This is a genomic window from Corynebacterium nasorum (assembly GCF_032821635.1).
GTDB classification, from domain to species: Bacteria; Actinomycetota; Actinomycetes; order Mycobacteriales; family Mycobacteriaceae; genus Corynebacterium; species Corynebacterium kefirresidentii.
The window spans coordinates 101,624-127,882 of the sequence record NZ_JAVBIE010000006.1 but is presented as its reverse complement, the minus strand read 5'-3'; the positions used below and the strand labels follow the sequence as shown (position 1 = coordinate 127,882).

The following is a 26,259-nucleotide window of genomic DNA, read 5'->3' as shown; positions in this document are numbered from 1 at the left end:
CTACGAAAGGACAGCAGCATGAAAAAGCTACTCCCCCTCCTCGTACTCTCCACACTCATCTTCACAGGATGCAGCAACGCTGATACGCAACAAGAAGAAAGCAAAACTGTAAACGTCGCCGGCCAAGACTGGGAATGCCAGCCGGTGCCAGATGAAACGATGCAGCGAATCATAGGTGGCGACAAGTGGGACGACGGTGCTCACGCCACCGTGGACAAGGCTGTCATGGTCCAGGGCGAGGACAATAACTTCATTGCTGCGAACATCACCTGGGAAGGTGAAGATGAACCGTTTGCCGCAGACTTCACCACTCCTAAAGACGGCAGTGGCCCCATCACTTCCGCCAACCCTGGAACCGCCGAGCTATTCAACTGGCCCGAGACCCCAGGCGGACCGTACGACGGCACCAACGCCGCCAAGGAATGCCTCGCGCAATAACCCGAGGATGGTCCCCTAACGAACGGAGGCCACATAATCAGAAGAAAGGCCACCAGGCACATAACTACAAGGATGAAACAAGAGCTTGGTGGCCTTCTCCCAGAGAACCCATCACATACAACACAGGCGAAATGCGATGGGAGACCAGGGAATGAGTAACCCTGGAAGTCAACCAGAACAAATCAACTGGCTGACAATACCTACCCTAATATTAAGAATCTAATAATTCTACGCCTGAGACTGTGGCATTCACCTCACGCCATAAAAGAAAGGCCACCAGGTTACAGCGTTCCCTACAAACGCCGCCCGAAAAAGCCTAGTGACCTTCCAAAAGACCAGCAGTCCACATCATTCATTCTTCGTTCATTCCCTCAAAGGAGACTCCACAAAAATGAACTGCCGGCACCCGGATTCAACGAGCAAAACCGAGTGAACCTGAGTTTAGTACAAGCTTTTGCTTAATGTCTACAAAGAAGAAGAGGCGTCACCTTTTACTGCAAATGCGACGCGGTTGTTAGTGACGCCTTTATCAGCTTCGAAGCCTGAAGCCTGATTTTGGTTTATCGTCCGAAGTTCTGGACTGCGAAGAGTTTTCCGTCTTTATCCTTGGCAACTCCTATGCCAACAGATTTTGCGTCAGGGTCAAGAAGGATTTTCCGGTGCCCTGGAGAATCGGCCCACAATTTAACTAGCTGAGCGTTGGAATAGTCGTCCCATGCTTGGAGTACGTTTTCTCCGCCCGCCGGGATGCTAGAGGGATAGTATTCCCAGTGATTGGGGCGGTGTTGTAGTTCGCCATCTTGGGCTAGGTGGTTTGCCCAGTCTTGGGATAGGTGGTTGAGGGCTGGACTTTTGCGTACCGGTTTGCGGCCGTTGACTACGCGTACGCCGTTGGTGTAGATGTAGATGGATTCTGCCCGTACAGTGTTTGGTTCTATGCTGGCGACTTTGCTGGAGGCCTGGGAAGAAAGGCCGTTAGCGGACCCGGTGTCGCTGCTGAGGTCAGCAGATGCGGTTTGGGCTTGTGCTGGTGCTGCGATACCCCCTGCAATGAGGGCTACTGTAACCGCGATGGGGGTGGCAAATTTTGCTGGTTTAGGGATGAGCATTGTGTGCCTTTCTGAGAGAGCGAATGTTGGGGATGGTTTTCATTCTCCCTCGCTGCCCAGGATAGGCACTTTCCTATCATTGTCCACCTGTGAGAAGCTTTCTCATAATACTTATCATATAAATATTGTTTGATCTGTGAATTTTCAGCTTTTTCTTAGTTAAGAAGCGATGTGCGCCACAATAGGAGATTTCTGCCCGCCGCATTCACCCCCGAAATTACCCCCACCCCAAAAAATAAAAATTTCCACGGCACATACATCTAGGGGGCCGAGCTTTCACTTCGTCGAGCAAGAACACCAACACCATCCGCCCCAGTCAATGGCACCCCGCTAACACCATGGACAATCAAAAGTCATCACAGACCCTGTGCATTCCAACACAAAAACCTGACTTTTTCTTTAATGCGGACTAATATACCGTTCTGCCCGTAAAGAAATCCCTCAAGAATTCACCCAAGGAGACATCATGCTACGTAAGGCAACCATCGGCCTAACCACCCTCGCAATCACCACTACCACCGCCATCGCACCAGCAATGGCAGACGACACCATCACCTCCGAAACCGTCCCAGCAGACGCTGTCGCCACCACCGAAGCAACCCCTGAGCAGGAGACCACCCCAGAGCAGGAGACCGCCCCTGACCAGGACAACACCACCGAAGCAACCCCTGACCCTGACCAGGACATCAACTCCCAGGTCACCAAGGAAGACATCCACAACAAGCTCGACGCACTTTCCAGCAAGACTGAAGACTTCAACGCGAAGGTCGACAAGTTCATCAAGAACATCGACTTTGACAAGGTTCAGGACGCACTAAAGGTTGTCGAAAAAATCATCATCATCGCGGGCAAGCTCGCTTAACTAAAACAAACTCCACCAATGCTCTGAGCGTTACTACAACGCCCAGAGCATTTTTCTATCCCCACCCCAACACAATGTCGTCTATCAAATCCTACAAAACCAACAAGGGAAAAGCCTGGCGCGTCCAATACCGCTCCCCCGATGGCAAATCACGCACAAAGCGTGGATTCCGCACAAAGAACGAAGCCCAAGCATGGGCGGATAAAAATGCAGTGTCGATTCGTGAACAAGACTGGATAAACCCTAATTCAGGCCGCGTAACAGTCACTGAGCTTGGAAACACATGGTTGGCTACACTGTCGCATGTTAAGCCGTCGACGCGGGAGCTGTATCAACAAGTGTGGCGCGGATGTGTAAAGCCAGAGTGGGGACTAGCGGCGGTGGCGTCGATTAAGCCCTCCGAGGTTCAGCGGTGGGTGTCGGGGTTGGAGTATTCATCGTCGTGGGTGCGGCACGCGCATAATGTGTTGGCGCAAGTGCTGGATGTTGCGGTAGCGGATAGGCGTATTCGTGAAAATCCGGCGCGTGGCGTGAAACTGCCACGAAAGGTGCCGACGGTAAAGGTCTATTGGACGTTAGAGCAGTTGCAGTTGTTCGCTGCGGAGTGTGGCGACCGTGAGGATCTTATTTTGCTTTTGGGGACGTCGGGTTTGCGGTGGGGTGAGGCTATCGCACTTCGCCCTTGCGATTTGAGCCCCGAGCGGAATCGGATTCATGTGGTGCGCAACGCTGCAAAGGTGGGCAACGGCATTCGGGTGGGCACGCCTAAGACACACGAGCGACGAACGGTGGCGGTGGCGTCGCATGTGATGAGAATGTTGGCTGATAGATGTGTTGGTTTGGATTCGGAAGAGTTGTTGTGGACAGCCCAGCGTGGTGGGTGGTTACGCACACCGGGGCATAATACGTGGTTTGACGGGGCATTGAAGCGAGCGATGGTGAAGGACCCGTCGTTGGTGCGTGTGACTCCGCATGGGCTTAGGCATGTGGCTGCAGGGTTGCTGGTGAATGCGGGGGCGAACGTGTTGGCGGTGTCTCGCCAGTTGGGACATGCTGATGCGTCGGTGACTTTGCGGGTGTATGCGGAGTTGTTTGATGATGGGTTGGATTCTGTGGCTGCGAAGTTGGATGAAGGGTTTTCGGATGTCGTCAATATGTCGTCAATTGGGGCTAAAAGACCTGTTTAACTGGGGTGTTAACTAGGTTCGAGTCCTGGTGGGGAAGCTTTTTTAGTTTTTCTTCCTGCCGCGTCGAAAGCCTTTGAGCTCGGCTTTCTTCGCAATCGCAGCCACCTGGGCCGCGGTGTAATTAACGGGGGCTACACCAGCGCGGGGCAACACCCAGCCGCGCCAATAAGACAAGATGGCCATGCCGCTTCCGACGATGGGGGAAATGATCATGCCGAGGGCAAATTGCCCGTTGTGGGCGAAGGTCACCATAACGATGCCGGTCAGGATGGACGGCACGGCATAAAGAGGGCTGCCGCCGAAGATAGAGGGGATTTGCCCAGAAGCTACGTCGCGAACCATTCCGCCGCCCACCGCGGTAAGCACGCCAAGGAAAACGCAGGGAATAAGTGGCATGCCGTGCGTGAGTGCTTTGACGCAACCGGTAGTGGACCACACGCCGAGGATGATGGCATCACCATGTTCGCGGAAAAGCTCCCATGCCTTGCCCTTAAGATCGATAAGAAACGCAACGAGGGCTCCTCCACAGGCGAGTCCGAGGTACCACGGATCTGAAATCGCAGCCGCTGCCCCATCTGCGATGAGCATGTCACGAATCATGCCACCGGCCAGCCCAGAAAAGAGGGCGAGGAATACAAAACCCACGATGTCGAATTCGCGGCGGCGGGCAATGGTGCCACCAATGATGCCGTTTAGCACCACGCCAAGGAGGTCAAAGGCTTGATAGAGGGAATTGATGAGGGGATCAACATCATGCATGATTCTTAGGCCTCCTGCCGCGCGGGTAGAATTTCGGCGTGACTGCGGCCGTGTTTTAGTCTCCGGCGTGTCAACATGGCTTTAATTTAACCAACTCGTTTCTCTGAAAGATCGAATTTCTCATGTCTCAATCCAATGCCCGGTATTTCATCTGGTCCAATGGCCTGCAAAATTTGGGCGATCAGATTGTGGCAGCCAAGACGGTGCTGCCAGCGCTTTTTAGTGCAGCCGGCGTGCCTGCCTTCTTTACCGGTTTGCTCACCCCTATTCGCGAATCTGGTTCGATGCTGCCGCAGGCGGCGCTGACCCCGTGGGTGACTACGCATAGGGCCCGCAAGCGCCTGTGGATCATCGGTTCACTGGGTCAAGCACTGTCCGCCGCGGTCATCGCGCTAGCGGCATTTTTTATTCGCGGAACGGCACTGGGTGTAGTAACACTGCTGGCCTTGGCGGCCCTTTCCCTTTTCCGCGCACTGTGCTCGATTGCGGGCAAGGACGTACAGGCGCGCACGATTTCCAAGGGTGCGCGCGGCCGAGTAACCGGTAGCGCGGCAGCACTCGGAGGCGGTGCCACTTTGCTGACCGGCGTTATCCTTTACTTTTTGGGTGAGCTCAGTATCCCCGTGATGGGCACGGTCCTCGGCGTTGGCGCGGCCACGTGGGCCATCGCCGCGTGGGTATTTTCGGGCGTGGATGAGCCGGTGCCAGAGGAAACCGAAGGGGGCATCGATAAGCAGTGGTGGAAAGATACCTTGCAGCTTTTTACTAGCGACGGACAATTTCGCAACTTTGTCATCGTCCGCGCGCTGCTGTTGGTATCGGCGCTTTCAACTTCTTTTATCGTGCTGCTTAGCACCAACCTGTCCGGGCTCTACGGATTCGTGCTTGCCTCGGGGCTAGCCTCGCTGGTGGGCGGGCGAATCTCCGGGGTGTATTCCGATAAGTCCTCCAAAAACACCATGGCGGTGGGAGCGGCCGTGGCTTCCATCGTGCTGGTGCTCTTGGTCGCCAGCTCACATTGGGCCCCAGATGGGGTCAATGCCTGGGTCATGCCCATTGGCTTTTTCGCTGTGAATCTGGCGCACACGGCCATTCGAGTGGCGCGAAAGACCTACGTGGTGGATATGGCCGGTGGCGATAAGCGCACCCAATACGTAGGTGCGGCTAATACGATGATGGGCATCATCTTGCTCATCGTCGGTGGCATTTCCTCCGTGGTGGCGCTGGCCGGGCCAGAGGCGGCCCTGCTATTCCTCGCCCTCATCGGCTTTCTCGGGGTGTGGCGCGCCCGCAGCCTGAAAGAGGTTTCTCACACATAAATCGCACTCGGGCTATAGGATGTAGTCCGAATAAGAATTAGACTCGACCCCCAGGAGCTCAAAAACCCGTGGTAGCAACAACCCCGTGTGCCGTAGTCGTCCTTGCGGCTGGTGCCGGTACCCGCATGAAATCCACCAAGCAAAAGACCTTGCACGAGATTGGCGGGCGCAGCTTGCTCGGCCACGCTCTGCATGCCGCGGCCGGGATTAATCCGGAACGCATTGTCACGGTGGTAGGCCACCAACGCGACCAGGTCTCCCCCGCTGTGGATGCCATCTCCCAGGAGCTGGACTGCGAAGTGCTGCAGGCAGTACAGGAAGAACAGCTGGGCACCGGCCACGCAGTGGCCTGCGGCTTGGAGCCGATTCCGGAGTTTGAGGGCACCATCATCGTCACTAATGGCGACGTACCGCTACTTACCCCAGAGACTATCGAGGGCCTGCGCGCTACCCACACCGAGCAGGGCAATGCGGTAACGGTGCTATCCATGCGCTTAGAGGATCCCACCGGCTACGGCCGTATCATCCGCGCTGAGGACGGCAGCGTGTCCGCCATTGTCGAGCAAAAGGACGCCTCCGAAGAGCAGCGCCGAGTCGATGAGGTCAACTCCGGCGTCTTCGCTTTTGACGGCCGCGTGCTTGCCGACGCCCTCCAGAAGCTCGACTCCAATAACGCCCAAGGCGAGCTATACATCACCGATGTGCTCGAGATCGCCCGCACCGCTGGACACGGCGTCGGCGCGCATGTGGCAGCGGATCCGGCCGAACTGGCGGGCGTCAATGACCGCGTGCAGCTCGCCGCTGCCGGCCGCGAGCTCAACCGACGCATGGTGGAAAAGGCGATGCGCGGCGGAGCCACCATCGTAGATCCGGAGACCACCTGGATTGGTGTCAATGTCACCGTGGGCTCCGATGTCATCATTCACCCCGGCACCCAGCTGTGGGGAGCGACCAGCATCGCCGATAATGCCGAGATTGGCCCCGATACCACCCTGACCAATATGCAAGTGGGCGAGGGCGCTTCCGTCGTGCGCACCCATGGCAGCGATTCTGTCATCGGCACCAACGCTAAGGTAGGCCCGTTTACCTATATCCGCCCGAAGACCGTGGTGGGCGAGGATGGAAAGCTCGGCGGCTTCGTAGAGGCGAAAAATGCACAGATTGGGCGTGGCTCCAAGGTGCCGCACTTGACCTATATTGGCGATGCCACCGTGGGCGAGCAGTCCAATATTGGCGCATCTTCCGTCTTTGTAAACTACGACGGGGTGAACAAGCACCACACCACCATCGGCAGCCACGTGCGCACCGGTTCTGACACAATGTTTATCGCTCCGGTCAATGTCGGTGATGGCGCGTACTCCGGGGCGGGTACAGTAATTAAAGACGATGTTCCTGCGGGAGCACTCGCAGTCTCCGGTGGCAAACAGCGCAACATCGAGGGCTGGGTTCAAAAGAAGCGTCCGGGTACTCCCGCGGCTGAGGCCGCAGCCCGTGCGCAGGACAACGAAAAGTAAGGGGCATATTCTCCCATGACTGGCAAGGTAACTGGTAGCAGCAAGAACATGAAGCTCTTCTCTGGGCGTGCACACCCAGAGCTGGCGGAGGCTGTAGCTAAGGAGCTCAAGACCGATCTGGTTCCTACTACCGCCCGCGATTTCGCTAACGGCGAAATCTTCATCCGCTTTGAAGAGTCCGTGCGTGGTGCAGATTGCTTTGTGATGCAGTCTCATACCCAGCCTCTCAATAAGTGGCTGGTGGAACAGCTCATCATGATTGATGCTCTCAAGCGTGGCTCTGCTAAGCGCATCACCGCCATCCTGCCTTTCTATCCCTATGCACGTCAGGATAAGAAGCACTTGGGCCGCGAGCCGATTTCCGCTCGCCTAGTGGCAGACCTACTGCAGGCTGCCGGCGCGGACCGCATCGTCTCCGTGGACCTGCACACCGATCAGATTCAGGGCTTCTTCGATGGCCCTGTCGATCACATGCACGCTCAGCCCATCCTGACTGATTACATCAAGTCCAAGTACGCCACCGATAACATCACCGTGGTCTCCCCGGATGCCGGCCGTGTAAAGGTTGCGGAAAAGTGGGCACATGACTTGGGCGATGCCCCGCTGGCCTTCGTGCACAAGACCCGCTCCAATACCGAGGCCAATAAGACGGTGTCCAACCGCGTGGTCGGCGATGTTGAGGACAAGGACTGCGTGCTTCTCGACGACATGATTGACACCGGCGGCACCATTGCTGGCGCCGTGCGCGTACTCAAGGATGCAGGCGCCAAGAAGGTTGTCATTGCCTGCACCCACGGCGTCTTTTCCGATCCCGCCCGCGAGCGCCTTTCTGAATGCGGTGCGGAGGAAGTTATCACCACCGATACCCTGCCGCAGTCCACCGCGGGCTGGTCCAACCTCACGGTGCTGTCCATCGCACCGCTGCTGGCACAGACCATCCACGAGATCTTCGAGAATGGTTCTGTCACCACCTTGTTTGATCGCGCCTAAACATGATCTACTATCACTAGCCGCCGAGAATTTACTTCGGCGGCTTTTGATTTGCTAACGGTACGCGTGCTAATCTAACTCAGTCTCGGCGAGGGCGACCTCAGGATGAGGAAGCCGTTATCGACGCGATTGAAGTTAGAGCACGTTGCTTTTATATACGCCTGCGATGACTCGTCCAAGACGTCCATCGGCAGGCTTTCGTCGTTTTATCGCGTTGGCCGCGCCGCACTACTTTGACTAAGGAGAATGAAGCATGGCACAGCGCCCAGTAATCAAGGCTGAAGCACGTACCGAGTTTGGCAAGGGTGTCGCACGCCGCCTGCGCCGCGACTGGAAGGTCCCAGGCGTCATCTACGGTGCCCACCAGGAGCCGGTTCACTTCGCAGTTCCGCTGCTGGACATCCAGTCCCTCGTCCGCAACAACGGTGTCAACGCCGTTTTGGAGCTGGAGATCGACGGCGAGCAGTACCTGACCATGGTTAAGCACGTTGATCAGAACGTCCTGACCTTCGACATCGACCACGTTGACCTGCTTGCTATTAAGCGTGGCGAGAAGGTTGAGGTTGAGGTTCCGGTTACCCTGACCGGCGAGCCGGCCCCAGGCACTATGCACATCCAGGATGCTGACGTACTGCTGGTTGAGGCAGACGTACTGAGCATTCCGGAGGAGCTCGAGGTTTCCATCGAGGGCCTCGAGGACGGCGCGGTTATCACCGCTGCCGATGTCACCATGCCGGAAGACACCACCTTGGTGGCAGAAGAAGACACCGTCATCGTATCCATCTCCCTGCCTGAGGTTGATGAGGAGCTCGAGGAAGCAGCCGAGGCTGCTGAGGAAGGCGGCGCTGACGCTGGTGCCGAGTCCGCAGATGAGGACGAAAAGTCCTCTGACTCTGAAGAGGAGTAATCCCTTCCCCTTCCTGTACGTAAACCGCCGTGAGAAATGCACCTCGCGGCGGTTTCGCCGTTTTCCTTTCGCTGTATGAGACAATTGAGCGCGTGACTCCACTTCTCGTAGTAGGCCTTGGCAACCCTGGCCCCAGGTACGCAGGAACCCGCCACAATATCGGTTTCGATGTAGCTGAAGAACTCGCTGGCGAGCTCATGAGCAGCTTTTCGGTGCACAAGAAGACCAATACCGAGGTCGCCGAGGGCATGACAGGTGGCCGCAAGATTATCTGTGCTAAGCCACGGTCTTTCATGAACCTCTCCGGCGGGCCGATCAAAGCCCTTAGCCAATATTTTCATCTCTCCGCCGCCGATATCATCGTCGTCCACGATGAACTGGAGCTCGATTTTGGCACCATTAAACTCCGCGACGGCGGCGGCGACCACGGCCATAATGGTTTGCGCTCCACCACCAAGTCCCTGGGGACAAAGGACTATAAGCGCCTTTCGATTGGCATTGGGCGCCCACCAGGCCGTATGGATCCGGCGTCGTTTGTGCTCAAGCCTTGGGCAAAGCAGGAAAAGGTGGAGATCCCCATTATCTGCGCGAACGCGGTGGATGAGATCCTGCGCGTAGGATAGTCGCCATGCAACTGGCTACCCTCCGCACCGGCTTTGGCACTTCCGCTATCCGCATCGACGGCGATAACGTGGGTGTCGAATTGGATTATGAGGATGTGGGCCAGCTGCTACGCAGCGAGGACTGGCGAAAAGCCGCACAGCTTTCCGGCGAACCCGTGGTCTTCGACCACGCCGACTTGGAGGCCGTAGTCCCGAATCCCGGCAAGATTATCTGCGTCGGGCTTAACTACGCCAAACACATCCGCGAAATGGGACGCGAATTCCCCGAACACCCCACCTTGTTCATCAAGTTCGCCGATGCCCTCACCGGCCCCTATGATGATGTCCTCATTCCAGAATATGCCACACAGAAGCTGGATTATGAAGGCGAGCTGGCGGTCATTATCGGCGAGCGCGCCCACCGCGTGAACCGGAATGAGGCGCTCGACTATGTCGCCGGCTATGCCATCATGAATGACTACACGCTGCGCGATTTCCAGCGTCAGACGAGCCAGTTCCATGCCGGTAAGTCCTTCTATCGCACCGCAGGCTTCGGCCCGTGGCTCACCACCGCGGAGGAATGGGCACCTGGTTCTGGTGCTTTACTTACTACTACCGTGGGCGGCGAAGAAAGGCAGCGCGATAACACCGATGACCTTATCTTTTCAGTTGCTGAGCTGATCGAGTTTTGCTCGCAGCTTTACCCGCTCAATCCGGGAGACGTCATCGTTACCGGTACCCCAGAGGGCGTTGGATTTGCACGGGAGCCGCAGCAGTTTATTCAAGATGGTCAAAATGTCACCATTGCTATTGAGGGCTTGGGGCATATTTCCAATACAACTTTTTTCGGCGAACCAGGCTGCGGTCCAGGCTGTACCTGCTCTTAGACTGTGCCCAGATTCTCACTCCAACGAGGGCGGTGCAGTTTTCTCCCCTGCTATCAACGGCGGTTAAGCTGAGACAATGAGCACAAAGAGCAGTAAAGCCCCTAAGAAACTCAACAAGAAGGCCTACGAGAAGGAACTCGAGCGCCTTCAGGCAGAACTCGTGGACATGCAGCAGTGGGTCGTTGAAACCGGGGCCCGCGTCGTCATCATCATGGAAGGCCGCGACGCCGCCGGCAAAGGCTCTGCTATCAAGCGCATCACCCAGTACCTCAACCCACGTACGTGCCGCGTCGAGGCGCTGCCCGCCCCGAACTCCCGTGAGCAGGGCCAGTGGTACTTCCAGCGCTATGTGGAAAAGCTGCCAACGAAGGGCGAAATTGTCATCTTTGACCGCTCCTGGTACAACCGCGCCGGCGTCGAACGCGTCATGGGCTTTTGCACCGATCAGGAATACGTCCGCTTCCTCCACCAGGCACCTACCTTTGAGCAGATGCTGGTAGAAGACGGCATCATGCTGCGCAAGTACTGGTTCTCTGTCTCCGATGAGGAGCAGATTAAGCGCTTTGAGTCCCGCCGCAATGATCCGCTACGCCGCTGGAAGCTCTCCCCTATGGACCTGCAATCCATTACCCGCTGGGAGGACTATTCCCGCGCGAAGGATGCCATGTTCATTCACACCGATACCCCAACCGCCCCGTGGTACACCGTGGAATCGGAAGACAAGAAGCGCTCGCGTATCAATGTCATCTCGCACCTTCTCAGCACCATTCCCTACGAGAAGATCGAGCGCAAGATGCCTGAAATCCCGCAGCGCCCTGAATCTGATGGCGAGACCTACGAGCGCCCCGCCCGCGAAGAGTTCCGCTATGTGCCTGATGTAGCAGCCAAGCTGGAGCGCAAGTCCGAGCAGAAGACGGCGAAGAAAACCTCAAAGAAGGGCAAGAAGAAGGATAAGAAGAAGTAGCAGCACCGGCCGTATTACTATCTTCAATCATGAGCACTGACACCGTCGCGGAAGCGCGTTTAGGAGATAAAATCCTCACTGCGGTGGCGGTGCTCATTGCGCTATTTTATGTCATTTCTGCCGCGAAGAATCCCAGCATAATTGAGATTATTCAGGCAGGTCTATCGTTGCTATTCCTGCCATTTATGTGGGTCTGGCGGAGCCGTCCCGTGCTCAGCGCCACGGGCTTTATCGTGCTTCTCGCAGCTTGGGCGATGGCTTGGATGAGCCAGCTTCCCACTAACCTGGGAATTACCCCGTGGGCGCTTACTGCACCCATGGCGGTGTATGCCACCTCCCGCTATGTCACACGCCGCGCCATTCCCCGCACGGTACTGGCTCTCACTATTCTTGGCTCCTTCATTTCGCCATTCATGTGGCGCATAGATCCGGAGTCTTTCTTTTTGCATTACCAACTGGACCGCCGCTACTTGGCCATGTTGGTCGTGCACTGGGCGGTTCTAGGCAGCACATATTTTATAGCTGCGCGCTACTTCGATTTAGCACGCCAGCGCGAGCGGCTAGCGCATGAGCGGTTTCGCCAAGCCCAAGAAGAAGAACGCCTGCTCATCGCACGGGAGCTGCATGATGTACTCGCTCATTCCCTCACGTTGATCAAGGTTCAGGCAAACGCCGGGATCATTGCCGCTCGTGCAAACACTGAGGCTGCCCACGATGCGCTGGCCAGTATTCGTGATGGCGCGGATTCTGCTTTGGAAGAGGTCCGCGGCATCGTCACTGCACTGCGAAGCACCGGACCAACCTCTCTGGAGCCCACCACGCAGCTAGAACACATCGAGGTTATTATCGATGGCTTCCGGGCGGCAGGCTTGGACATTAACGCGCATATACCTGAGGCCTACGAGGCTCCAGCACTTACGCAATTGGCGTTGGTGCGCATCATTTCTGAGGGTTTGACCAACGCGTTGCGCCACCAGGGCCCAGGAACCCAGGTGGATGTGGAGCTTGCGCTTGCCGACGTCGCCCGACTCACCCTAATTTCTTCCACTCCCTCCCCGACTCCCAGCGAAGTCCCAGGTAGCGGCGTGGGCCTGATCGGTGTGGAAGAACGTGCCAACGCATTGGGTGGAAAGCTAGAGAGCTGGGGCGATGCCACAAAATTCACCCTGCTCGCCGAACTTCCGTTGCAGAGGGAAAACCGTGTCTAAGATTCGTGTACTGCTTGCCGATGACCAAGCGCTGCTCGCCGCCGCTTTGTCCACGATCCTCAATGCTCAGGATGATATTGAGGTCGTTACCACCGCGCACACCGGCAACGAAGCCGTTACCGCCGCGATAAGCCACCGCATTGACGTCGCCATCCTAGATATCCGAATGCCCGGAATGGACGGCATTGCCGCGGCTCAAGCCATCCTTTCTCGGGTGCCTGACTGCCGAATCATCATGCTCACTACGTTTAATGAAGATGATTTGGTGGCTCAATCTATCGCCGCTGGCGCGCATGGGTTTCTCCTCAAAGACGCCGACCCGGATGTACTGGTGGGAGCGGTGCGCGACGTCGCCAAGGGCGAATCGGTCCTAGCCGCTAAGGTAACCGGCCCAGTCTTGCAGACCTACCGCGCCGCAATTGCGCGCGGGCAGCTGAGCGCGCAAGAGCGCCAGGGCTTAAGCCTTGTCACCCGTCGCGAGCGAGAAGTCCTAGCCCTCATCGCCCGCGGTGCCACCAACGCGGAAATTGCCCGTGAAATGGTCATCGCGGATACGACTGTCAAGACACATATTTCCTCTCTGCTTTCCAAACTGGCTGCACGCGACCGCGTAGCTCTAGTGCTCTTGGCGCAAAAGGCTGGCATCGCCTAAGCCTCCTACCGTGGTAGGAGAACTTCGCGCTAAGGTCCATAGCCTAGGCGGAGGTGATTGCGGCGCTGTGCCGCGAGACTAGGCGGTATGAGTTTTGAGATCTCCTTTGAACGCGTCAGCAAATCCTTTGGCTCCCACGCGGTACTGCGGGATGTGGATTTTCGTATCACCCCTGGCCGAGTCCACGCCCTTCTTGGACGCAACGGGGCCGGAAAATCCACCCTCTTTTCCATCTTCCTTGGCCTGCTGCCGGCAGATTCCGGAATAGTACGCGTGGCTGGTGCTCCTTGGTCACGTGAAGTACTCGACCACGTGGGGGCATCCGTGAACGGGCCCGCCTTCTACGGGCATCTTTCCGCCGCTGCCAACCTGCGCGTACATACCCGCTTGCTAGGCCTGCCGGAGTCTGAGGTAGAGCGTGTTTTAGCCATTGCGGGACTCGCCGAGGTCGGTTCTAAGAAAGCCAAATCCTTTTCCACCGGTATGAAGGCCCGCTTGGCATTGGCGCAGGCTTTATTAGGGGATCCGGAAATTTTGCTGCTGGATGAACCTCAAAATGGTCTTGATCCACAGGGCATAGTGGAGCTGCGTACTTTGCTGCGAGACTTGGCAGCAGCCGGCCACACTGTTGTGGTCAGCTCTCATCAGCTTGGCGAGGTCCTTCATTTGGCCGACGACATCACCATTTTGTCTCAGGGCACCATTCGCTATTCCGGGTCCTTGCAGGAGCTTGCCCCCAGCGGCCAATTGGAGTCCGAGTTCTTCCGCCTCACCTCCCTGGGTGGTGAGGCCGATGTTTAAGCGCTACCTTTCGGCAGAGTTGCTGCGCAGCCGTGGCAGCGCTGTGCAGTGGCTACCTCTTCTCGCCTTACCGCTTGCGCTAATGACCATAGTCTTTTCTGCTATCGCTTCCCCGGCTAAGGATGCTACCGGTGTTCTCGGCTGGCAATCTATGTTTGTCACCGGCATGTACGCGCCGCTCGTTGCGGTATTTGCCGCGGTTACAGAGCGCCGTGAGGTTCTTGCCCGTGGCGGCGGCACCTTGTGGCGCCGCCTCACTACTCGTTACGAACACATTGCCCGCTTAGTTGTAGTGCTCGCCAGCCTGGGCGCGTTCCATCTCCTCAACTTTGGGGTGTCCTGGGCAGTAGTGTTCGCACAAGGCCGCGAACAGCACCACCTTGTGGCACTCGCCGGGCTGTATTCCGTCCTCGGTGCTATTGGCATTGCTGGTCTTGCTTCTGCCTGCTCGCGGCGCTATGGCCTTGGCGCGACACTAATACTCAGCGTTATCTGGCAGGTTTCAAGCGTGACCTCCAAGGTCGTCGAAGGCCCTACGTGGTGGGCTTTTCCACCAGCTTGGCCCATGCGGCTAATGCTTCATTCACTGCACATTCATCAAAATTCCGTGCCCTTGGATCCAGGCGATCCACTCCTGCAAGAAAGTCCGCTGCCGGCCCTCGCTCTGACGCTACTTCTCGCAGCAGTGGGCGTCTATGCGGCCATCGTCACTCCGCGCCGCCTGCGCCGTCTCGCTTTACCTCGCCGCGGCCAGACGACCGCTGCCTCCAGCGGCACCACTGCCACATGGCGCCCAGCCACAGCACCGCGTGCCACCGCCCGCCCCCGCTTGGTAGGCGCGCTGGTTGGTCTCCACCGAGCGGCGTGCAGCCCAGCGGTTATCGCCTGCTTGGCGTTAAGTGCCTTGGCACTGCTATTTCTTGTCCTTTTCTACCCTCCGACTTATGTCCAGGGCTTCTTTATTTTTCTGCTTCTCCCTGTAGGAGCGGGTGTGTTACCGGTTGTGGTGTGGCCATTACTCGCGCCGGTATGGCCACTCAGCCACATTGAATCCCGCCATTGTTCCAGCGCGCTCCTCTGGTGGCTTTTCGGGATAGTATCCACAGTATGCGTGGGCGCTTCGCTCGCACTTAGTGCTTCTGGCAGCTCAGCTTCGACGACGGCCGTCCAACTGCCCCTAGCCATTGGGGTGGGATATGTGATTTCGGTATTCTCTCTTCTCATCGTGATTCGTCTGGGCATCATGAGTGGCCTGGCACTGTGCATCGTCTGCACTATCGTCTCCGTGACCTTGGGCGGAGACGTCCTCGCTAGAACCCCGCTGTGGTTGATCGCCTTCCCCGCATGGCCCATGAACGCGGATTCCCCTGCCCGCTATATTCTTGCGACGGTGCTGATAGGAATCTTCGCCACGGCTGGTACGTGGATGGTCATCCGGCTGCTTAAGACTAAAGCGCTGCGACCGGCAAACTAAGCCGAGTGGTGCTCGGTGCTCAAACCTTTTACGCTTTGCTGAAAATGCCCCGGAAAACGACTAAAGCCCGCGGGTAACCGCGGGCTATAGTTCATTGAGCCTTAAAGCTCAGCAGGAGAAACGCGCTTCGGCAGAACAACCGGGCGGGTACCCGCCAGCTCTTCTACGATGCGTACTACCTGGTTGGAGTAACCGAACTCGTTGTCGTACCACACATAAAGCACGAGGTGCTTGCCGGAGGCGATGGTGGCAACACCGTCGACAATGCCAGCGTGGGTATTGCCGATGAAGTCAGAGGAAACAACCTCTGGGGAGGCGATATAGGAAATCTGCTGACGCAAGTCAGAGTGCAGCGAAACGTTGCGCAGGAAGTCGTTGACCTCTTCGCGGTCTACTTCCTTTTCCAGTTCAAGGTTAAGCACGGCCATAGACACGTCCGGGGTAGGAACGCGGATGGCGTTGCCGGTGAGCTTGCCTTCGAACTCCGGCAGGGCCTTAGACACAGCCTTAGCTGCACCGGTGGCGGTAAGCACCATGTTCAGGCCCGCGGCGCGGCCACGGCGATCACCCTTGTGGTAGTTATCGATGAGGTTCTGGTCATTGGTAAACGAGTGCGCCGTTTCCACGTGGCCGTGGGTTACGCCGTAGCGGTCATTGATGACCTTGAGTACTGGGGTGATGCCGTTGGTGGTGCAGGACGCGGCGGAGAGGATCTGATCCTCATCGGTGATCTTTTCGTTATTGATGCCGTAGACGATGTTCTTGATATCGCCCTTGCCCGGTGCAGTCAAAAGCACACGAGAGATGCCCTTGGCCTTGAGGTGCTGGGACAAGCCCTCGCGGTCGCGCCACGCGCCAGTGTTATCTACCAAGATGGCATCGTTGATGCCATAAGAGGTGTAGTCAATCTCGGAGGGATCGTTAGCGTAGATCATCTGGATCTTGGTGCCGTTGGCCCAGATGACCTCGTTTTCCTCATCCACGGAGATGGTGCCGTTGAAGGCGCCGTGGACGGAATCGCGGCGCAGCAAGGAGGCGCGCTTGAGGATGTCCCCATCGCCCTTCTTGCGCAGGACGATGCCGCGCAGGCGGACTCCACCATAGGCTGCCTCGCGGGCGACGAGCAGGCGGGCAAGCAGTCGGCCAATGCGACCAAAGCCATAGAGGACGACGTCGGTGGTTTCCAAATCCACGCCTGCACCGACGATCTCGCATAGCTCGCCTTCCAGGTACATGCGGAGGTTTTCCTCGTTGGACTCCTCCCAGCCCAGTACCAAGCGGCCGAGGTCAACGCTGGCGGCGCCTAGGTTCATGTCCGCCAATTCCACCAGGATTGGCAGGGTCTCCGCCGTGGACAGGTGGCGCTGCGCAATGCGGCGGCCGTAGCGGTGGGACTTGATGATGTCGATATCCGTCTGGCCCACCAGCGGGCGGCCGAAGATGGTGGTGACAACGTTATTGTTGCGGTGCAGCTGGTGGATGAGTGGAATCATCTGCTGCGCCAGCTCGAGGCGCTCGTTCCAATCATCATGGCCAACATGTGCGTTCGCAGTCACGAAATTCATTCCTTTTCTGTCACGGGGGTGGCATTAAATCTTCAAACCTAAATATTAGCGCCTACTAGTGTGGGTTTTGGCATAGTCGGTTAAGGATGTCGGCCGCAGTACCCCCGTTTATTTTGCCTACCTCTGTACCTACGAGGCAGTAGGATACGGCATCATCGTGCTGCGCACGGCGTTTCTTTAGGACCGGATTCAAAAGTGGGTAGACCGGGGGCAAGTCAGGGTGTCTCCGGGTGTACTCGGTCTCCAAACCGCGGGCGAAGCGGCCTGAGAATGCACGGGTGGACACGGTTTTCCCACCACGGCGAAGAAGCTGCCGGTTATAGTCGCTCGTGCCAGCCTCGGCAGCGAGCAAAAAGGCGGACCCGCAAGAGCAGGCGGCAACTCCGCTCCAGGACATAGCGTTGGCTACATCAGCCGCGGTGCGCAGGCCACCGGCTGCGATAAGGGGAAGTTCTGGAGAAGCGGCGCGCACATCGGCTACTAGCTCTTCTAGGCCCCGGGAATCCGGGGTTGCGGAAAGCTCCCAGGTTCCACGGTGTCCACCAGCCGCCGGACCTTGGACGCAGAGCACGTCGACGCCGCCACGTGCGGCCGCAATTGCCTCCGTAGGGGTGGTAACGGTGGTCCACGCCTCTGCGCCCGCAGCGTGGATTCGCTCTATCTGTTCGGGTGTGAAGGTTCCAAACATGGACCACACCACCCGGGCGCCGCCGCGCAGGGCTAGCTCCAGCTTTTCTTCATAGCCAAAGGAATAGTCGGGCTCGGGTAGCGGCTGGTTTTCTGCTTGAGCCAGCTCGCGTGCGGCTGCCAAGTACGGCTCGGTAAGTGGTTCCTGTGGGCAAAAGAGATTCACCCCGAACGGAATTCCGGCGCACTGTTCTATCTGTGTGCGAGCAGAGTCGATGCTGGCAGAGCCCAAACCTAGGGTGCCGAAAGACCCAGCCGCATAAGCTGCGTGCACCAGTTCCGGGGTGGTGGGGCCACCGGCCATTGGCGCGGGAATTACGCTACGGGAAAGGGAGCTAATAACCTGACTCATACCACCCCACCCTACCGAGAGAGGAAGCTAGCGCAGTGGCAGCTTTAGGAGATTTTTTCGCGCGGATCTTTGGCTCGAAGGATAAGCCGCAACTAGGACTCACACCGTCCGAGCTTGAGGCAGACTGGCTTATCGTGGGCTTGGGCAACCCCGGCGCGAAGTATGCCGCTACCCGCCACAATGTGGGCTATATGGCCATCGACGATCTACTGGCTGCAGGCGGAGATGTCCTCGAACCGGTGCGCGGGCTAGATCTGCAGGTAGCTTCACTTAATTGGGAGGGCCACAAAGTACTTGCCGTGCGTTCGGGCACCTTTATGAACCTGTCGGGGGATCCTGTGGCACCGCTAGCGCAGCAATTAGGAATCGCTCCAGACCATGTGATTGTCCTCCACGATGAGCTCGATCTGCCGGCCAATAAGGTCCGGCTCAAGCAGGGTGGCAATGAAAACGGGCACAACGGGCTAAAGTCCCTCACCGAGCGCTTAGGCACGCGCGACTACTTGCGTGTACGAATTGGCATTGCACGGCCGCCCAAGGGCTCGTCGATTCCAGACTATGTATTAGGCCCGGTGGATACCGGCGCGGACTTTGACGACGCCATTGCCACTGCAGCTAAGGCGGCTCGGCTCATCGTGACCGAAGGGCTAAGCAAAGCCCAAAACCAGATCCACTCGCGTTAACCACTCGCGCTAGCACTGGGAGAATTTCTCTAGGGCCTGCGGGCTGCCGGCGGCGACGATGAAATCGGTGGGGGCAAGTTCGGTGGCGTCGGCAAGCGGGGCCCACTGCCCTTCCGCACAACGCACCGAAACCAATTGCACGCGGTGGGTGCGCCAGATGGCGGAAAGGTCGAGCGGTCGGCCCACCAATGAGCTAGGAACGGCCATTTGGGTCACGCCATAGTCGGTGGCAATCTCCGCAAAATCCCGGAAACGCCCGCCCAAAAGGTAGGCCACGCGGCGGCCCGTATCTCGCTCTGGCCGGATGACGTGGTGGGTGCCAATCTGGCTCAAAATGCGCGCATGCGCCTCTGAATCTGCCTTGGCCCAGATATCTTTCACCCCCAGCTCCACCAGGTTAGATGCGGTAAGAATGGAGTCTTCTAGGTGGGAGCCGATAGCAACGATGACGCGCTCGACTTCCTCCACGCCCAGCTGACGTAAGGCTTCCGGGTCAGTAGTATCTGCTGCAATGGTCTCAGTGAGGTAAGGCGCTTCCTCGCGCACGCGCTTTTCGCTGGAGTCGATGCCAAGGACCTCAACGCCATTGGCCATCAACTCATGGGCTAGCGAGGAGCCAAAGCGTCCCAAGCCGATGACGACGACGGGTGGAATATCGATGCCGGCGCGGGTGCGGCCCAGCGCCTTGAGAATATTAGCCAAGGAACGGCCTTTCTTCGGGATAGCTAAAACGCCGACTTACGGTTTTTGCCGCCAGCGCCGCTACCAAGGTGGTTGGGCCAACACGGCCCAGGTACATGATGAGGCACAGCACTATCTGCGAGGGTGCAGATAGGCTGGCGGTAATTCCGGTGGACAAACCCACCGTAGCGAATGCGGAGAGTACTTCGAAAGAGACTTGGTCACCACTGAATTCCGGATCAAAAAAGCGCAGGGCCGCCACGCCGAGTGTGACCACCATGACTCCGGCAAAGCTCAAAGCCAGGGCCTGGCGGGTTACCGAGCGCGGAAGGCTGCGGTGCCCGATGGTCGTGGTTTCGCGCCCAGTGAACTCAGCCGCCATCGCCGCCAAGAGCACGCACGCGGTGGTGACCTTGATGCCGCCGGCGGTACCGGCAGACCCGCCGCCGATGAACATCAAAATATCGGTGCCCATCAGGGTAATGGGGTGAGCCTGCCCGTAATCGATGGCATTAAAGCCGGCCGTGCGCGGAGATGCACTGGCAAAGAAAGAGTTGAGCAATTTTTCTCCCAGCGACATGGACGACAACAGTCCCGTCCATTCCATGCAGGCGAAAAAGACCGCACCCGCTACCAAGAGCACGGTCGTAGCAACCAGAGTCATGCGCGCGGTAATGGAGATGCGGTGGACCACGTAACGGTTGCGGCGCACGAGGCGCACCAGCTCCGCCCATACCGGAAATCCCAAGCCGCCACCGATCAGTGCGGCGGCTAAGGGCAGCAGAATCCAGGCATCTGCAACAAAGGGCACTAGGTTATCGCTGTTGGTGCTAAATCCCGCGTTATTGAATGCAGAAATGGCGTGAAAGATGCCTTCCCATACCGCGCGCGGAAAGGAATGACCATAGCCAATCATCAACCGCGCAGCCACGATGAGAGCGATGATGATCTCTGCCACGGCGGTAAAGGCAAAGGTAAAAATCAGCGTCTTGCGAATTCCGCCAGGAGCAATGGGGCGCCCCTCATAGGCGCCCGTTTTGCGTGCTTTGAAGCTAATCCGGCCGGTAAAAAGCAGGCCGGATAGCGAGGCCAGGGACATGATGCCCAAGCCACCCAGTTGGATGAGTGCCAAGATGATCACTTGGCCGGCCGGGCTCCAAAAACTACCGGTATCCACCACGATAAGTCCGGTTAGCGATACCGCAGACGTAGCGGTAAAAAGCGCAGACAGAAAAGAAGCGCGGGCGGTGCCGGCCTCGGCGAACGGTAGCATGAGCAAAACCGTTCCCAGCAAAATGAGCAAAAGAAAGCCGGCGGCGGTTAAGCGCGCCGGTCCCCACTGCCGTATGGAAAGCAGATGTTTCACGAGCGGAAGTATAGACCTGCTTGGGGTGCAAGGAAACTGCTAGCAGGCACCACCCCCGCCGCGAAGTTAAGATTGGGGCTATGACTTCGCCACATAGCACTGCCAAGACGATTGTGATTACGGGCGCATCGGGCGGGCTGGGCGCCGCGGCCGCACGCCAGTTGCACCGCACCCGCCCGCAAGACAACCTGGTTATTATTGGCCGCAACCCGGAAAAGACTCGCGCGGTGGCACAGGAAGTGGGCGGCCAGTACTTCCTTGCCGATTTCGAGTCTTTGGGGCAGGTGCGCCGCCTGGCTGGAGAGTTGAGCGAGCTGGAGCATATCCATGCGCTAGGCAATAATGCTGGCGGCATTTTCGATGGCCCCTCCACCACTGCTGATGGATTTGAGCGCACCTGGCAGGTCAACGTGGTTGCGCCTTTCCTGTTGACCTCTTTGCTGCGCGAGAAGCTGCGCGCAGATTCTGCCAACGTGGTCCAGACCGCTTCGCTGGCCAATTTTCTCATGTCCTACTTTGAGCCAAACTATCCCGATACTGTGGAGCGCTTTAGCCCCGAGCGTGCTTATGGCAACGCGAAGTTGGGGGATATCCTGCTTACCCGCTATTTCGATGCCCACGGGCTTAATGCAGTCTCTTTCCACCCGGGCGTGCTGGCCACGGACTTCTCCAAGTCCTCGACTGGCATGATGTCCAAAATATATTCCGGACTGATCGGCAAAACCTTTGGCAAGCCTGCCGAAGGCGGCGATAACCTCGCTTACTACCTGACCGGCACGGAAGGCATCCACTTCGAATCCGGCGAATACTACAACGACAAGCGCAAACCCGGCCTGCAGCGTCCCATTGCGAAGAAGCTATCGGTAGCCCGCCGCGTCTTTGATGATTTGGGGCGCCGCCTCAATGTGGAGTGGTAGCGCAAACCCACTAGACTATGCCGCATGAGTTCTGTCGTTTCTGAGGCCTCGCGCCGCCGCACGTTTGCCGTCATCGCCCACCCGGATGCTGGTAAGTCCACGCTGACGGAGGCGCTGGCGCTACACGCACACGTTATTAACGAGGCCGGCGCGGTCCACGGCAAGGGCAACCGCAAGTCCACCGTGTCTGACTGGATGGACATGGAGAAGGACCGCGGTATTTCCGTGGCTTCCTCAGCGCTGCAGTTCGAGTATGCGCCCGAGGGACACGAGGGCGAGCCCTACATGATCAACCTGGTTGATACCCCAGGCCACGCGGACTTTTCGGAAGACACCTACCGCGTGCTCACCGCGGTAGATGCGGCAGTCATGCTTATCGACGCCGCCAAGGGCCTCGAGCCCCAGACCCTCAAGCTCTTCCGCGTCTGCAAGGCCCGCGGCTTGCCCATCGTCACCGTGATCAATAAGTGGGACCGTGTAGGCCGCGAGCCCTTGGAGCTCGTCGATGAGATCGTCAACGAAATCCAGCTGCAGCCCACTCCGCTGTACTGGCCGGTGGGCATAGCCGGTGATTTCCGCGGTCTGGCGCATATCAATGACGACGGCGAGGCCGATGAGTATATCCATTTTATCCGCACCGCTGGCGGTTCCACCATTGCTCCAGAAGAGCACTTCGATCCGGATGCCGCCGGTGAGAAGGAAGCAGATGTATGGGAAACCGCGGTCGAAGAGGCCGAGCTCCTCGCCGCCGATGGTGCCCTGCATGATCAGGAGCTTTTTGAGCAATGCGTGACTTCCCCACTCATTTTTGCCTCTGCGATGCTGAACTTTGGTGTGCACCAAATCCTGGATACGCTGTGTGCCATTGCCCCGGCCCCGCACTCGCGCGAATCTGATCCTAAAGCGGTTGAGGCTGCCACCAGTGCTATCGATGAGGTCCGCGAAGTAAGCGATGATTTCTCCGGCGTCGTCTTTAAGGTTCAGGCAGGCATGGACCAAAAGCACCGCGATAATTTGGCCTTCATGCGCGTGGTCTCCGGCGAGTTTGAGCGCGGCATGCAGGTGCACCACGCCCAGTCTGGCCGCAGCTTTTCCACCAAGTATGCCCTGACCGTCTTCGGCCGCACACGCGATACCGTGGACACCGCCTATCCCGGCGATATCGTGGGTCTGGTCAACGCCGGCTCACTCGCCCCTGGTGACACCATCTATTCCGGCAAAAAGGTCCAGTTCAAGCCGATGCCACAATTCGCCCCGGAGGCTTTCCAGATTCTGCGCGCGAAGTCGCTGGGCAAGTACAAGGCCTTCCGCAAGGGCCTGGATCAGCTAGCAGCCGAGGGCGTGGTTCAGATTCTCAAGAACGAAGCCCGTGGCGATGCCTCGCCGGTCATGGCGGCGGTCGGCCCCATGCAGTTCGAGGTTATGCAGGCCCGCATGGAGTTCGAATACAACGTGGAAACCGTCACCGAGCCTATCCCCTATTCCGTAGCTCGCCGCACCGATGCCGAATCCGCCCCAGAGCTTGGCCGTCAGCGTGGCGTGGAAATTTTCACCCGCCAAGACGGCGAGCTCATCGCGCTCTTTGGTGACAAGTGGAAGCTCGCCTTCATTGAGAAAGAACACCCAGAGCTGACCATGGAAACGCTGGTGGCGGATTAAAGCAGCACTGCTTTCTTTTCTCTACAAGACAAGCAAAAGGCCGCTTCCCATTCTTGGGAAGCGGCCTTGTTCGGTTGCCCGGTTAAAGCATCAACATCACTGGGACAACGGCGATTTTGACCACCTGTGCCACCACAATCGTGGCGGCGTAGCCGATCATAATACGTGAGTCGGAGCTAAGCCCCGTGGCGTAATTGACTACGGCTGGCTGGGCAAAAATGCCGGAGAGTCCGCCGACGGTGCGAGTTTCAGATTGCCCCATGAAGCGATTCGCCACGGCGAAAAACACAGCAGCCACCGAGGTAACAATGGCAGCAAGGATCATGCACTTCAGCCCCATCCAGGAGAATGCGGTGGACAGGAATGCCTCACCAGAAGATAGGCCCACGGATGCCAAGAAGATGACGAGGCCCCACTGCTGGAAGGCGGTATTAATGGAGGCCGGAACCTGCCACGGGATGCGGCGGGTGCGGTGCAGCGCGCCGAGGATCAGGCCGGTAATCAGCGGTCCGAGTGCAAAGCCCAGTTCGAAGGAAGCGCCTCCCGGCATCGGTACTACGACCTGGCCGAGCAGGTAGCCCAAGAAAAGACCGCCGCCTAGTGCCACCCAGTTCAACTCGGAGTAGGACTTAACGGAGTCACCGAAGTAATCCCGGATATCGCCCAAACGGTCAAACTTCACGATGAGCTCCAGCGTATCGCCAGAGGCCAAGTGGGTTTCATTATTGGCTAGGAACTCCTCGTCGCCACGCTGTACGCGCACGATGCGGCCGCCATAGCGAGAAAACAGGTTCAACTCCTCTACGGTGCGACCGGCAATATCCTGGTTAGATACAGCCACGGTTTCGATGACCAGGCGCTTATCCACGAACGGAGTCTGCGGCTGGCGCTTGCCCAGCATTTGGGTGAGCTCACGGGCCTTAGCCTTGGTGACCATCACGCGCAGGATATCGCCCTTGTGCAATTCGGGGCGATCGCCGGCAACCCGGACCTTATTACCGCGGCGAATGGTAGCGATAACAAAGTGATCCTTGAACTGTTCTTCCAAATCATCGTAGTTCACGTCTTTGGTAACGCGAATGGTGCGGGAACGGAAGATCTTGGAGGCAGAATTGTCCTTATCGTGCTTGGCGGGCCAATTCTGCTTGAGCAGGAATGCCACGACCAAAATGGCCACCGCCACGCCCACGGGATAGCCCAGCGAGTAGCCCACGGCGGGTAGCTCTTCACCGGTTTGTTGCTGGGCAACTGCCAGCGACGGCGTCGAGGTCGTGGCGCCGGCAAATACACCAACGGAAGCCAAGGTATCCAGCCCCAGCATGCCACCAAAGAGGAGGGCTGCGCCCGCAGCCACCACAATCGCAATGGCCGCCGTGAGCATGTGCTTCATCTGCTTGGAAAAGCCCTTGAAGAAGCGCTCACCAGCGGAGAGCCCCTGCATATAAATAAAGAGTCCCAAGCCCAGCTCTTGCAGGGAGCTTAGGATGTCTTTGTCCAGGTCAATAAACGAGCCGAGGGCCAAACCCACAAAAAGCGTGCCGGCCGCGCCAAAGCGCAGCGGCCCGAAAGGAATCATGCCAAATAACGTGCCGAGCAGCACTATGAAAAAGATGCTCAGCCATATATTTCCATCAAAAATTGCTAACACGCTGGAATAGTTTAGGCATTTTCCAGCAAAGTGCCACGTGAAAGACACTTTCTTCAAAGCCTGCACTCGGCATCGCTACTGCTTAGACCAGTTTCACCGTCGACCGACCACCCCCAGCAGCGGTACATCTCACAGCAACTATCCAAAGTGAACTAGTCGAGGAGGAATTCCTTCCACCGCGGCCACTCCGTATAGGTCTGGGCTTTGCCCGCCTGATAATTCGCGCTCAGCTTGTGCACATTGCGCTCGGTAGAGACGACCTGCATGTCCTCCGGAAAAAATAGCTGGGCCTTGCCTTGGCGTTCCAATTCCACAAGGCGGTCCTTGGCGGCATTGTAGATAGCGGGGCGGGCTATCAGGGCGTCGGCAATAGCGGGGTACCTGCGGAAGATGCGGCGGATTAAGGCCGGGCGCGCCACCTCAGGACGTACATACCCACGCGGCTTAGTACCGATGAAAAGGAACTTCTCGTAGCCGGCCTCCTCCGCTTGCGCGATGGTAATGCCGCCGGAAGAGCCTAAAGCGCCGTCGACATAGGGAGCGCCGTCAATAAAACGCATCGGCATAATCAGCGGGAGCGTGGAAGAGGCTCGCACCCGCACAAAAAGATCCTCTGGGGTGTGGACATCCTCGCGAGTCCAATAAACGGACTCGCCGGTATCCGCCCGCGCTGCCGCCAGCACCATATCGGCCGGGTGCTCGCGGTAAGCCGTCCAATCAAAAGGCAGGTCCTTATCCGCGGCGCGCTCGTAGATATATTCCGCATTAAAATAGCCCGTTCCACGCACCAGCGACCCCACACCGCCAAAACTAGGATTCTTGGCAAAGTCCGTAAACGACTCTTCCGCACGCCGAGCATCGCGCGATAAATAATTAACGGTGTGGGATGCCCCGGCTGAAACACCGCCTACCCAACCAAAGTCCACGCCTTCTTCGATGAGCTTAACCATGCAGGCGGCGGTATAGGAATTGCGCATGCCGCCGCCTTCGATAACGAGTGCGGTGTTCTTAGCGTCAATCATGATGCC

At 57.8% G+C, this 26,259-nt stretch carries 25 protein-coding genes; 17 read left to right on the top strand and 8 right to left on the bottom strand.

Annotated features, from left to right (window positions below; all coding sequences use genetic code 11):
- Positions 1-18: 18 nt before the first annotated feature.
- On the top strand, positions 19-438 hold the full coding sequence (locus RAE07_RS06795) for a hypothetical protein (protein ID WP_284792209.1): 420 nt from the start codon (positions 19-21) through the stop codon (positions 436-438).
- 560 nt (positions 439-998) lie between these two features.
- Here RAE07_RS06795 and RAE07_RS06790 read toward each other — a convergent pair.
- Entirely contained in the window at positions 999-1,547 is a 549-nt protein-coding gene (locus tag RAE07_RS06790) for a CAP domain-containing protein (RefSeq protein ID WP_259825532.1), read from the bottom strand.
- Between the two features lie 466 nt (positions 1,548-2,013).
- Between RAE07_RS06790 and RAE07_RS06785 the strand changes: the two genes are divergently transcribed.
- Complete coding sequence (locus tag RAE07_RS06785; protein WP_317001584.1) at positions 2,014-2,409, top strand: hypothetical protein; 396 nt, start codon at positions 2,014-2,016, stop codon at positions 2,407-2,409.
- A gap of 74 nt (positions 2,410-2,483) precedes the next feature.
- Entirely contained in the window at positions 2,484-3,596 is a 1,113-nt protein-coding gene (locus RAE07_RS06780) for a site-specific integrase (protein ID WP_317001582.1), read from the top strand.
- A gap of 42 nt (positions 3,597-3,638) precedes the next feature.
- Here RAE07_RS06780 and RAE07_RS06775 read toward each other — a convergent pair whose 3' ends face one another.
- Positions 3,639-4,355, bottom strand: coding sequence for a trimeric intracellular cation channel family protein (locus RAE07_RS06775; RefSeq protein WP_023021917.1), 717 nt, complete (start codon positions 4,353-4,355; stop codon positions 3,639-3,641).
- Positions 4,356-4,477: 122 nt separating this feature from the next.
- Here RAE07_RS06775 and RAE07_RS06770 point away from each other — a divergent pair, with 122 nt between their 5' ends.
- From RAE07_RS06770 to RAE07_RS06720, 11 genes are all read left to right on the top strand, one after another.
- On the top strand, positions 4,478-5,674 hold the full coding sequence (locus RAE07_RS06770) for an MFS transporter (RefSeq protein WP_284799047.1): 1,197 nt from the start codon (positions 4,478-4,480) through the stop codon (positions 5,672-5,674).
- Between the two features lie 68 nt (positions 5,675-5,742).
- A complete protein-coding gene (glmU, locus tag RAE07_RS06765; protein WP_023021919.1) occupies positions 5,743-7,188 on the top strand; it encodes a bifunctional UDP-N-acetylglucosamine diphosphorylase/glucosamine-1-phosphate N-acetyltransferase GlmU in 1,446 nt (481 codons plus the stop codon).
- 15 nt (positions 7,189-7,203) lie between these two features.
- Positions 7,204-8,178, top strand: coding sequence for a ribose-phosphate diphosphokinase (locus RAE07_RS06760; protein ID WP_284799041.1), 975 nt, complete (start codon positions 7,204-7,206; stop codon positions 8,176-8,178).
- Positions 8,179-8,431: 253 nt separating this feature from the next.
- Positions 8,432-9,085: a 50S ribosomal protein L25/general stress protein Ctc gene (locus RAE07_RS06755; protein ID WP_248099075.1), complete on the top strand. Its 654-nt coding sequence runs from the start codon at positions 8,432-8,434 to the stop codon at positions 9,083-9,085.
- Positions 9,086-9,177: 92 nt separating this feature from the next.
- Positions 9,178-9,708: an aminoacyl-tRNA hydrolase gene (gene pth, locus RAE07_RS06750; protein WP_248099077.1), complete on the top strand. Its 531-nt coding sequence runs from the start codon at positions 9,178-9,180 to the stop codon at positions 9,706-9,708.
- A gap of 5 nt (positions 9,709-9,713) precedes the next feature.
- A complete protein-coding gene (locus tag RAE07_RS06745; RefSeq protein WP_248099078.1) occupies positions 9,714-10,574 on the top strand; it encodes a fumarylacetoacetate hydrolase family protein in 861 nt (286 codons plus the stop codon).
- A 76-nt stretch (positions 10,575-10,650) separates the two neighbouring features.
- Entirely contained in the window at positions 10,651-11,538 is an 888-nt protein-coding gene (ppk2, locus tag RAE07_RS06740) for a polyphosphate kinase 2 (RefSeq protein ID WP_086588148.1), read from the top strand.
- 29 nt (positions 11,539-11,567) lie between these two features.
- Complete coding sequence (locus RAE07_RS06735; RefSeq protein WP_284799036.1) at positions 11,568-12,746, top strand: sensor histidine kinase; 1,179 nt, start codon at positions 11,568-11,570, stop codon at positions 12,744-12,746.
- Positions 12,739-13,398 (top strand): response regulator, encoded by a 660-nt coding sequence (locus tag RAE07_RS06730; RefSeq protein WP_023021925.1) that lies wholly within the window; start codon positions 12,739-12,741, stop codon positions 13,396-13,398. The genes RAE07_RS06735 and RAE07_RS06730 overlap by 8 nt, the downstream gene beginning before the upstream one ends.
- Positions 13,399-13,485: 87 nt before the next feature.
- Positions 13,486-14,199, top strand: a complete 714-nt coding sequence (locus RAE07_RS06725; protein WP_023021926.1) for an ATP-binding cassette domain-containing protein — start codon at positions 13,486-13,488, stop codon at positions 14,197-14,199.
- On the top strand, positions 14,192-15,673 hold the full coding sequence (locus RAE07_RS06720; RefSeq protein ID WP_284835682.1) for an ABC-2 family transporter permease: 1,482 nt from the start codon (positions 14,192-14,194) through the stop codon (positions 15,671-15,673). Before RAE07_RS06725 ends, RAE07_RS06720 begins: the two co-directional genes overlap by 8 nt.
- Positions 15,674-15,774: 101 nt before the next feature.
- Here the strand turns inward: RAE07_RS06720 and RAE07_RS06715 are convergent, their stop codons facing one another.
- The gene (locus RAE07_RS06715) at positions 15,775-17,229 is read right to left on the bottom strand and encodes a glyceraldehyde-3-phosphate dehydrogenase (RefSeq protein WP_375545473.1); all 1,455 of its coding nucleotides are present in this window, start codon (positions 17,227-17,229) and stop codon (positions 15,775-15,777) included.
- 64 nt (positions 17,230-17,293) lie between these two features.
- Positions 17,294-18,277, bottom strand: a complete 984-nt coding sequence (locus RAE07_RS06710) for a nitronate monooxygenase (protein WP_259824442.1) — start codon at positions 18,275-18,277, stop codon at positions 17,294-17,296.
- Between the two features lie 35 nt (positions 18,278-18,312).
- On the opposite strand from RAE07_RS06710, the gene pth (RAE07_RS06705) reads away from it, so the two are divergent.
- Positions 18,313-18,960 carry an aminoacyl-tRNA hydrolase gene (gene pth, locus RAE07_RS06705; RefSeq protein ID WP_239207999.1) on the top strand — a complete coding sequence of 216 codons (648 nt, stop codon included), beginning with the start codon at positions 18,313-18,315 and terminating at the stop codon, positions 18,958-18,960.
- 9 nt (positions 18,961-18,969) lie between these two features.
- Here the strand turns inward: pth (RAE07_RS06705) and RAE07_RS06700 are convergent, their stop codons facing one another.
- Together RAE07_RS06700 and RAE07_RS06695 are read right to left on the bottom strand one after the other, a co-directional pair.
- Positions 18,970-19,662, bottom strand: coding sequence for a potassium channel family protein (locus tag RAE07_RS06700; protein ID WP_023021931.1), 693 nt, complete (start codon positions 19,660-19,662; stop codon positions 18,970-18,972).
- Positions 19,655-21,007 (bottom strand): TrkH family potassium uptake protein, encoded by a 1,353-nt coding sequence (locus RAE07_RS06695; protein ID WP_023021932.1) that lies wholly within the window; start codon positions 21,005-21,007, stop codon positions 19,655-19,657. The genes RAE07_RS06700 and RAE07_RS06695 overlap by 8 nt, the downstream gene beginning before the upstream one ends.
- An 80-nt stretch (positions 21,008-21,087) precedes the next feature.
- On the opposite strand from RAE07_RS06695, the gene RAE07_RS06690 reads away from it, so the two are divergent.
- Complete coding sequence (locus RAE07_RS06690; RefSeq protein ID WP_239207998.1) at positions 21,088-21,924, top strand: SDR family NAD(P)-dependent oxidoreductase; 837 nt, start codon at positions 21,088-21,090, stop codon at positions 21,922-21,924.
- Between the two features lie 24 nt (positions 21,925-21,948).
- Entirely contained in the window at positions 21,949-23,583 is a 1,635-nt protein-coding gene (locus RAE07_RS06685) for a peptide chain release factor 3 (RefSeq protein ID WP_239207997.1), read from the top strand.
- A gap of 82 nt (positions 23,584-23,665) precedes the next feature.
- Here RAE07_RS06685 and RAE07_RS06680 read toward each other — a convergent pair whose 3' ends face one another.
- Together RAE07_RS06680 and RAE07_RS06675 are read right to left on the bottom strand one after the other, a co-directional pair.
- Positions 23,666-25,231, bottom strand: a complete 1,566-nt coding sequence (locus RAE07_RS06680) for an aspartate-alanine antiporter-like transporter (protein ID WP_259824448.1) — start codon at positions 25,229-25,231, stop codon at positions 23,666-23,668.
- Between the two features lie 152 nt (positions 25,232-25,383).
- Positions 25,384-26,253, bottom strand: a complete 870-nt coding sequence (locus RAE07_RS06675) for a patatin-like phospholipase family protein (RefSeq protein ID WP_259824449.1) — start codon at positions 26,251-26,253, stop codon at positions 25,384-25,386.
- Between the last annotated feature and the right edge of the window lie 6 nt (positions 26,254-26,259).

Bases quoted from the DNA above. Each gene is read 5' to 3' on its own strand.
- RAE07_RS06745 (WP_248099078.1), top strand. From the start codon at position 9,714: ATGCAACTGGCTACCCTCCGCACCGGCTTTGGCACTTCCGCTATCCGC.
- RAE07_RS06725 (WP_023021926.1), top strand. From the start codon at position 13,486: ATGAGTTTTGAGATCTCCTTTGAACGCGTCAGCAAATCCTTTGGCTCC.
- RAE07_RS06785 (WP_317001584.1), top strand. From the start codon at position 2,014: ATGCTACGTAAGGCAACCATCGGCCTAACCACCCTCGCAATCACCACT.
- RAE07_RS06735 (WP_284799036.1), top strand. From the start codon at position 11,568: ATGAGCACTGACACCGTCGCGGAAGCGCGTTTAGGAGATAAAATCCTC.
- RAE07_RS06780 (WP_317001582.1), top strand. From the start codon at position 2,484: ATGTCGTCTATCAAATCCTACAAAACCAACAAGGGAAAAGCCTGGCGC.
- RAE07_RS06775 (WP_023021917.1), bottom strand. From the start codon at position 4,355: ATGCATGATGTTGATCCCCTCATCAATTCCCTCTATCAAGCCTTTGAC.
- RAE07_RS06760 (WP_284799041.1), top strand. From the start codon at position 7,204: ATGACTGGCAAGGTAACTGGTAGCAGCAAGAACATGAAGCTCTTCTCT.
- RAE07_RS06685 (WP_239207997.1), top strand. From the start codon at position 21,949: ATGAGTTCTGTCGTTTCTGAGGCCTCGCGCCGCCGCACGTTTGCCGTC.
- ppk2 (WP_086588148.1), top strand. From the start codon at position 10,651: ATGAGCACAAAGAGCAGTAAAGCCCCTAAGAAACTCAACAAGAAGGCC.
- RAE07_RS06675 (WP_259824449.1), bottom strand. From the start codon at position 26,253: ATGATTGACGCTAAGAACACCGCACTCGTTATCGAAGGCGGCGGCATG.
- RAE07_RS06770 (WP_284799047.1), top strand. From the start codon at position 4,478: ATGTCTCAATCCAATGCCCGGTATTTCATCTGGTCCAATGGCCTGCAA.
- RAE07_RS06755 (WP_248099075.1), top strand. From the start codon at position 8,432: ATGGCACAGCGCCCAGTAATCAAGGCTGAAGCACGTACCGAGTTTGGC.
- RAE07_RS06790 (WP_259825532.1), bottom strand. From the start codon at position 1,547: ATGCTCATCCCTAAACCAGCAAAATTTGCCACCCCCATCGCGGTTACA.
- RAE07_RS06710 (WP_259824442.1), bottom strand. From the start codon at position 18,277: ATGAGTCAGGTTATTAGCTCCCTTTCCCGTAGCGTAATTCCCGCGCCA.
- RAE07_RS06720 (WP_284835682.1), top strand. From the start codon at position 14,192: ATGTTTAAGCGCTACCTTTCGGCAGAGTTGCTGCGCAGCCGTGGCAGC.
- RAE07_RS06690 (WP_239207998.1), top strand. From the start codon at position 21,088: ATGACTTCGCCACATAGCACTGCCAAGACGATTGTGATTACGGGCGCA.
- RAE07_RS06795 (WP_284792209.1), top strand. From the start codon at position 19: ATGAAAAAGCTACTCCCCCTCCTCGTACTCTCCACACTCATCTTCACA.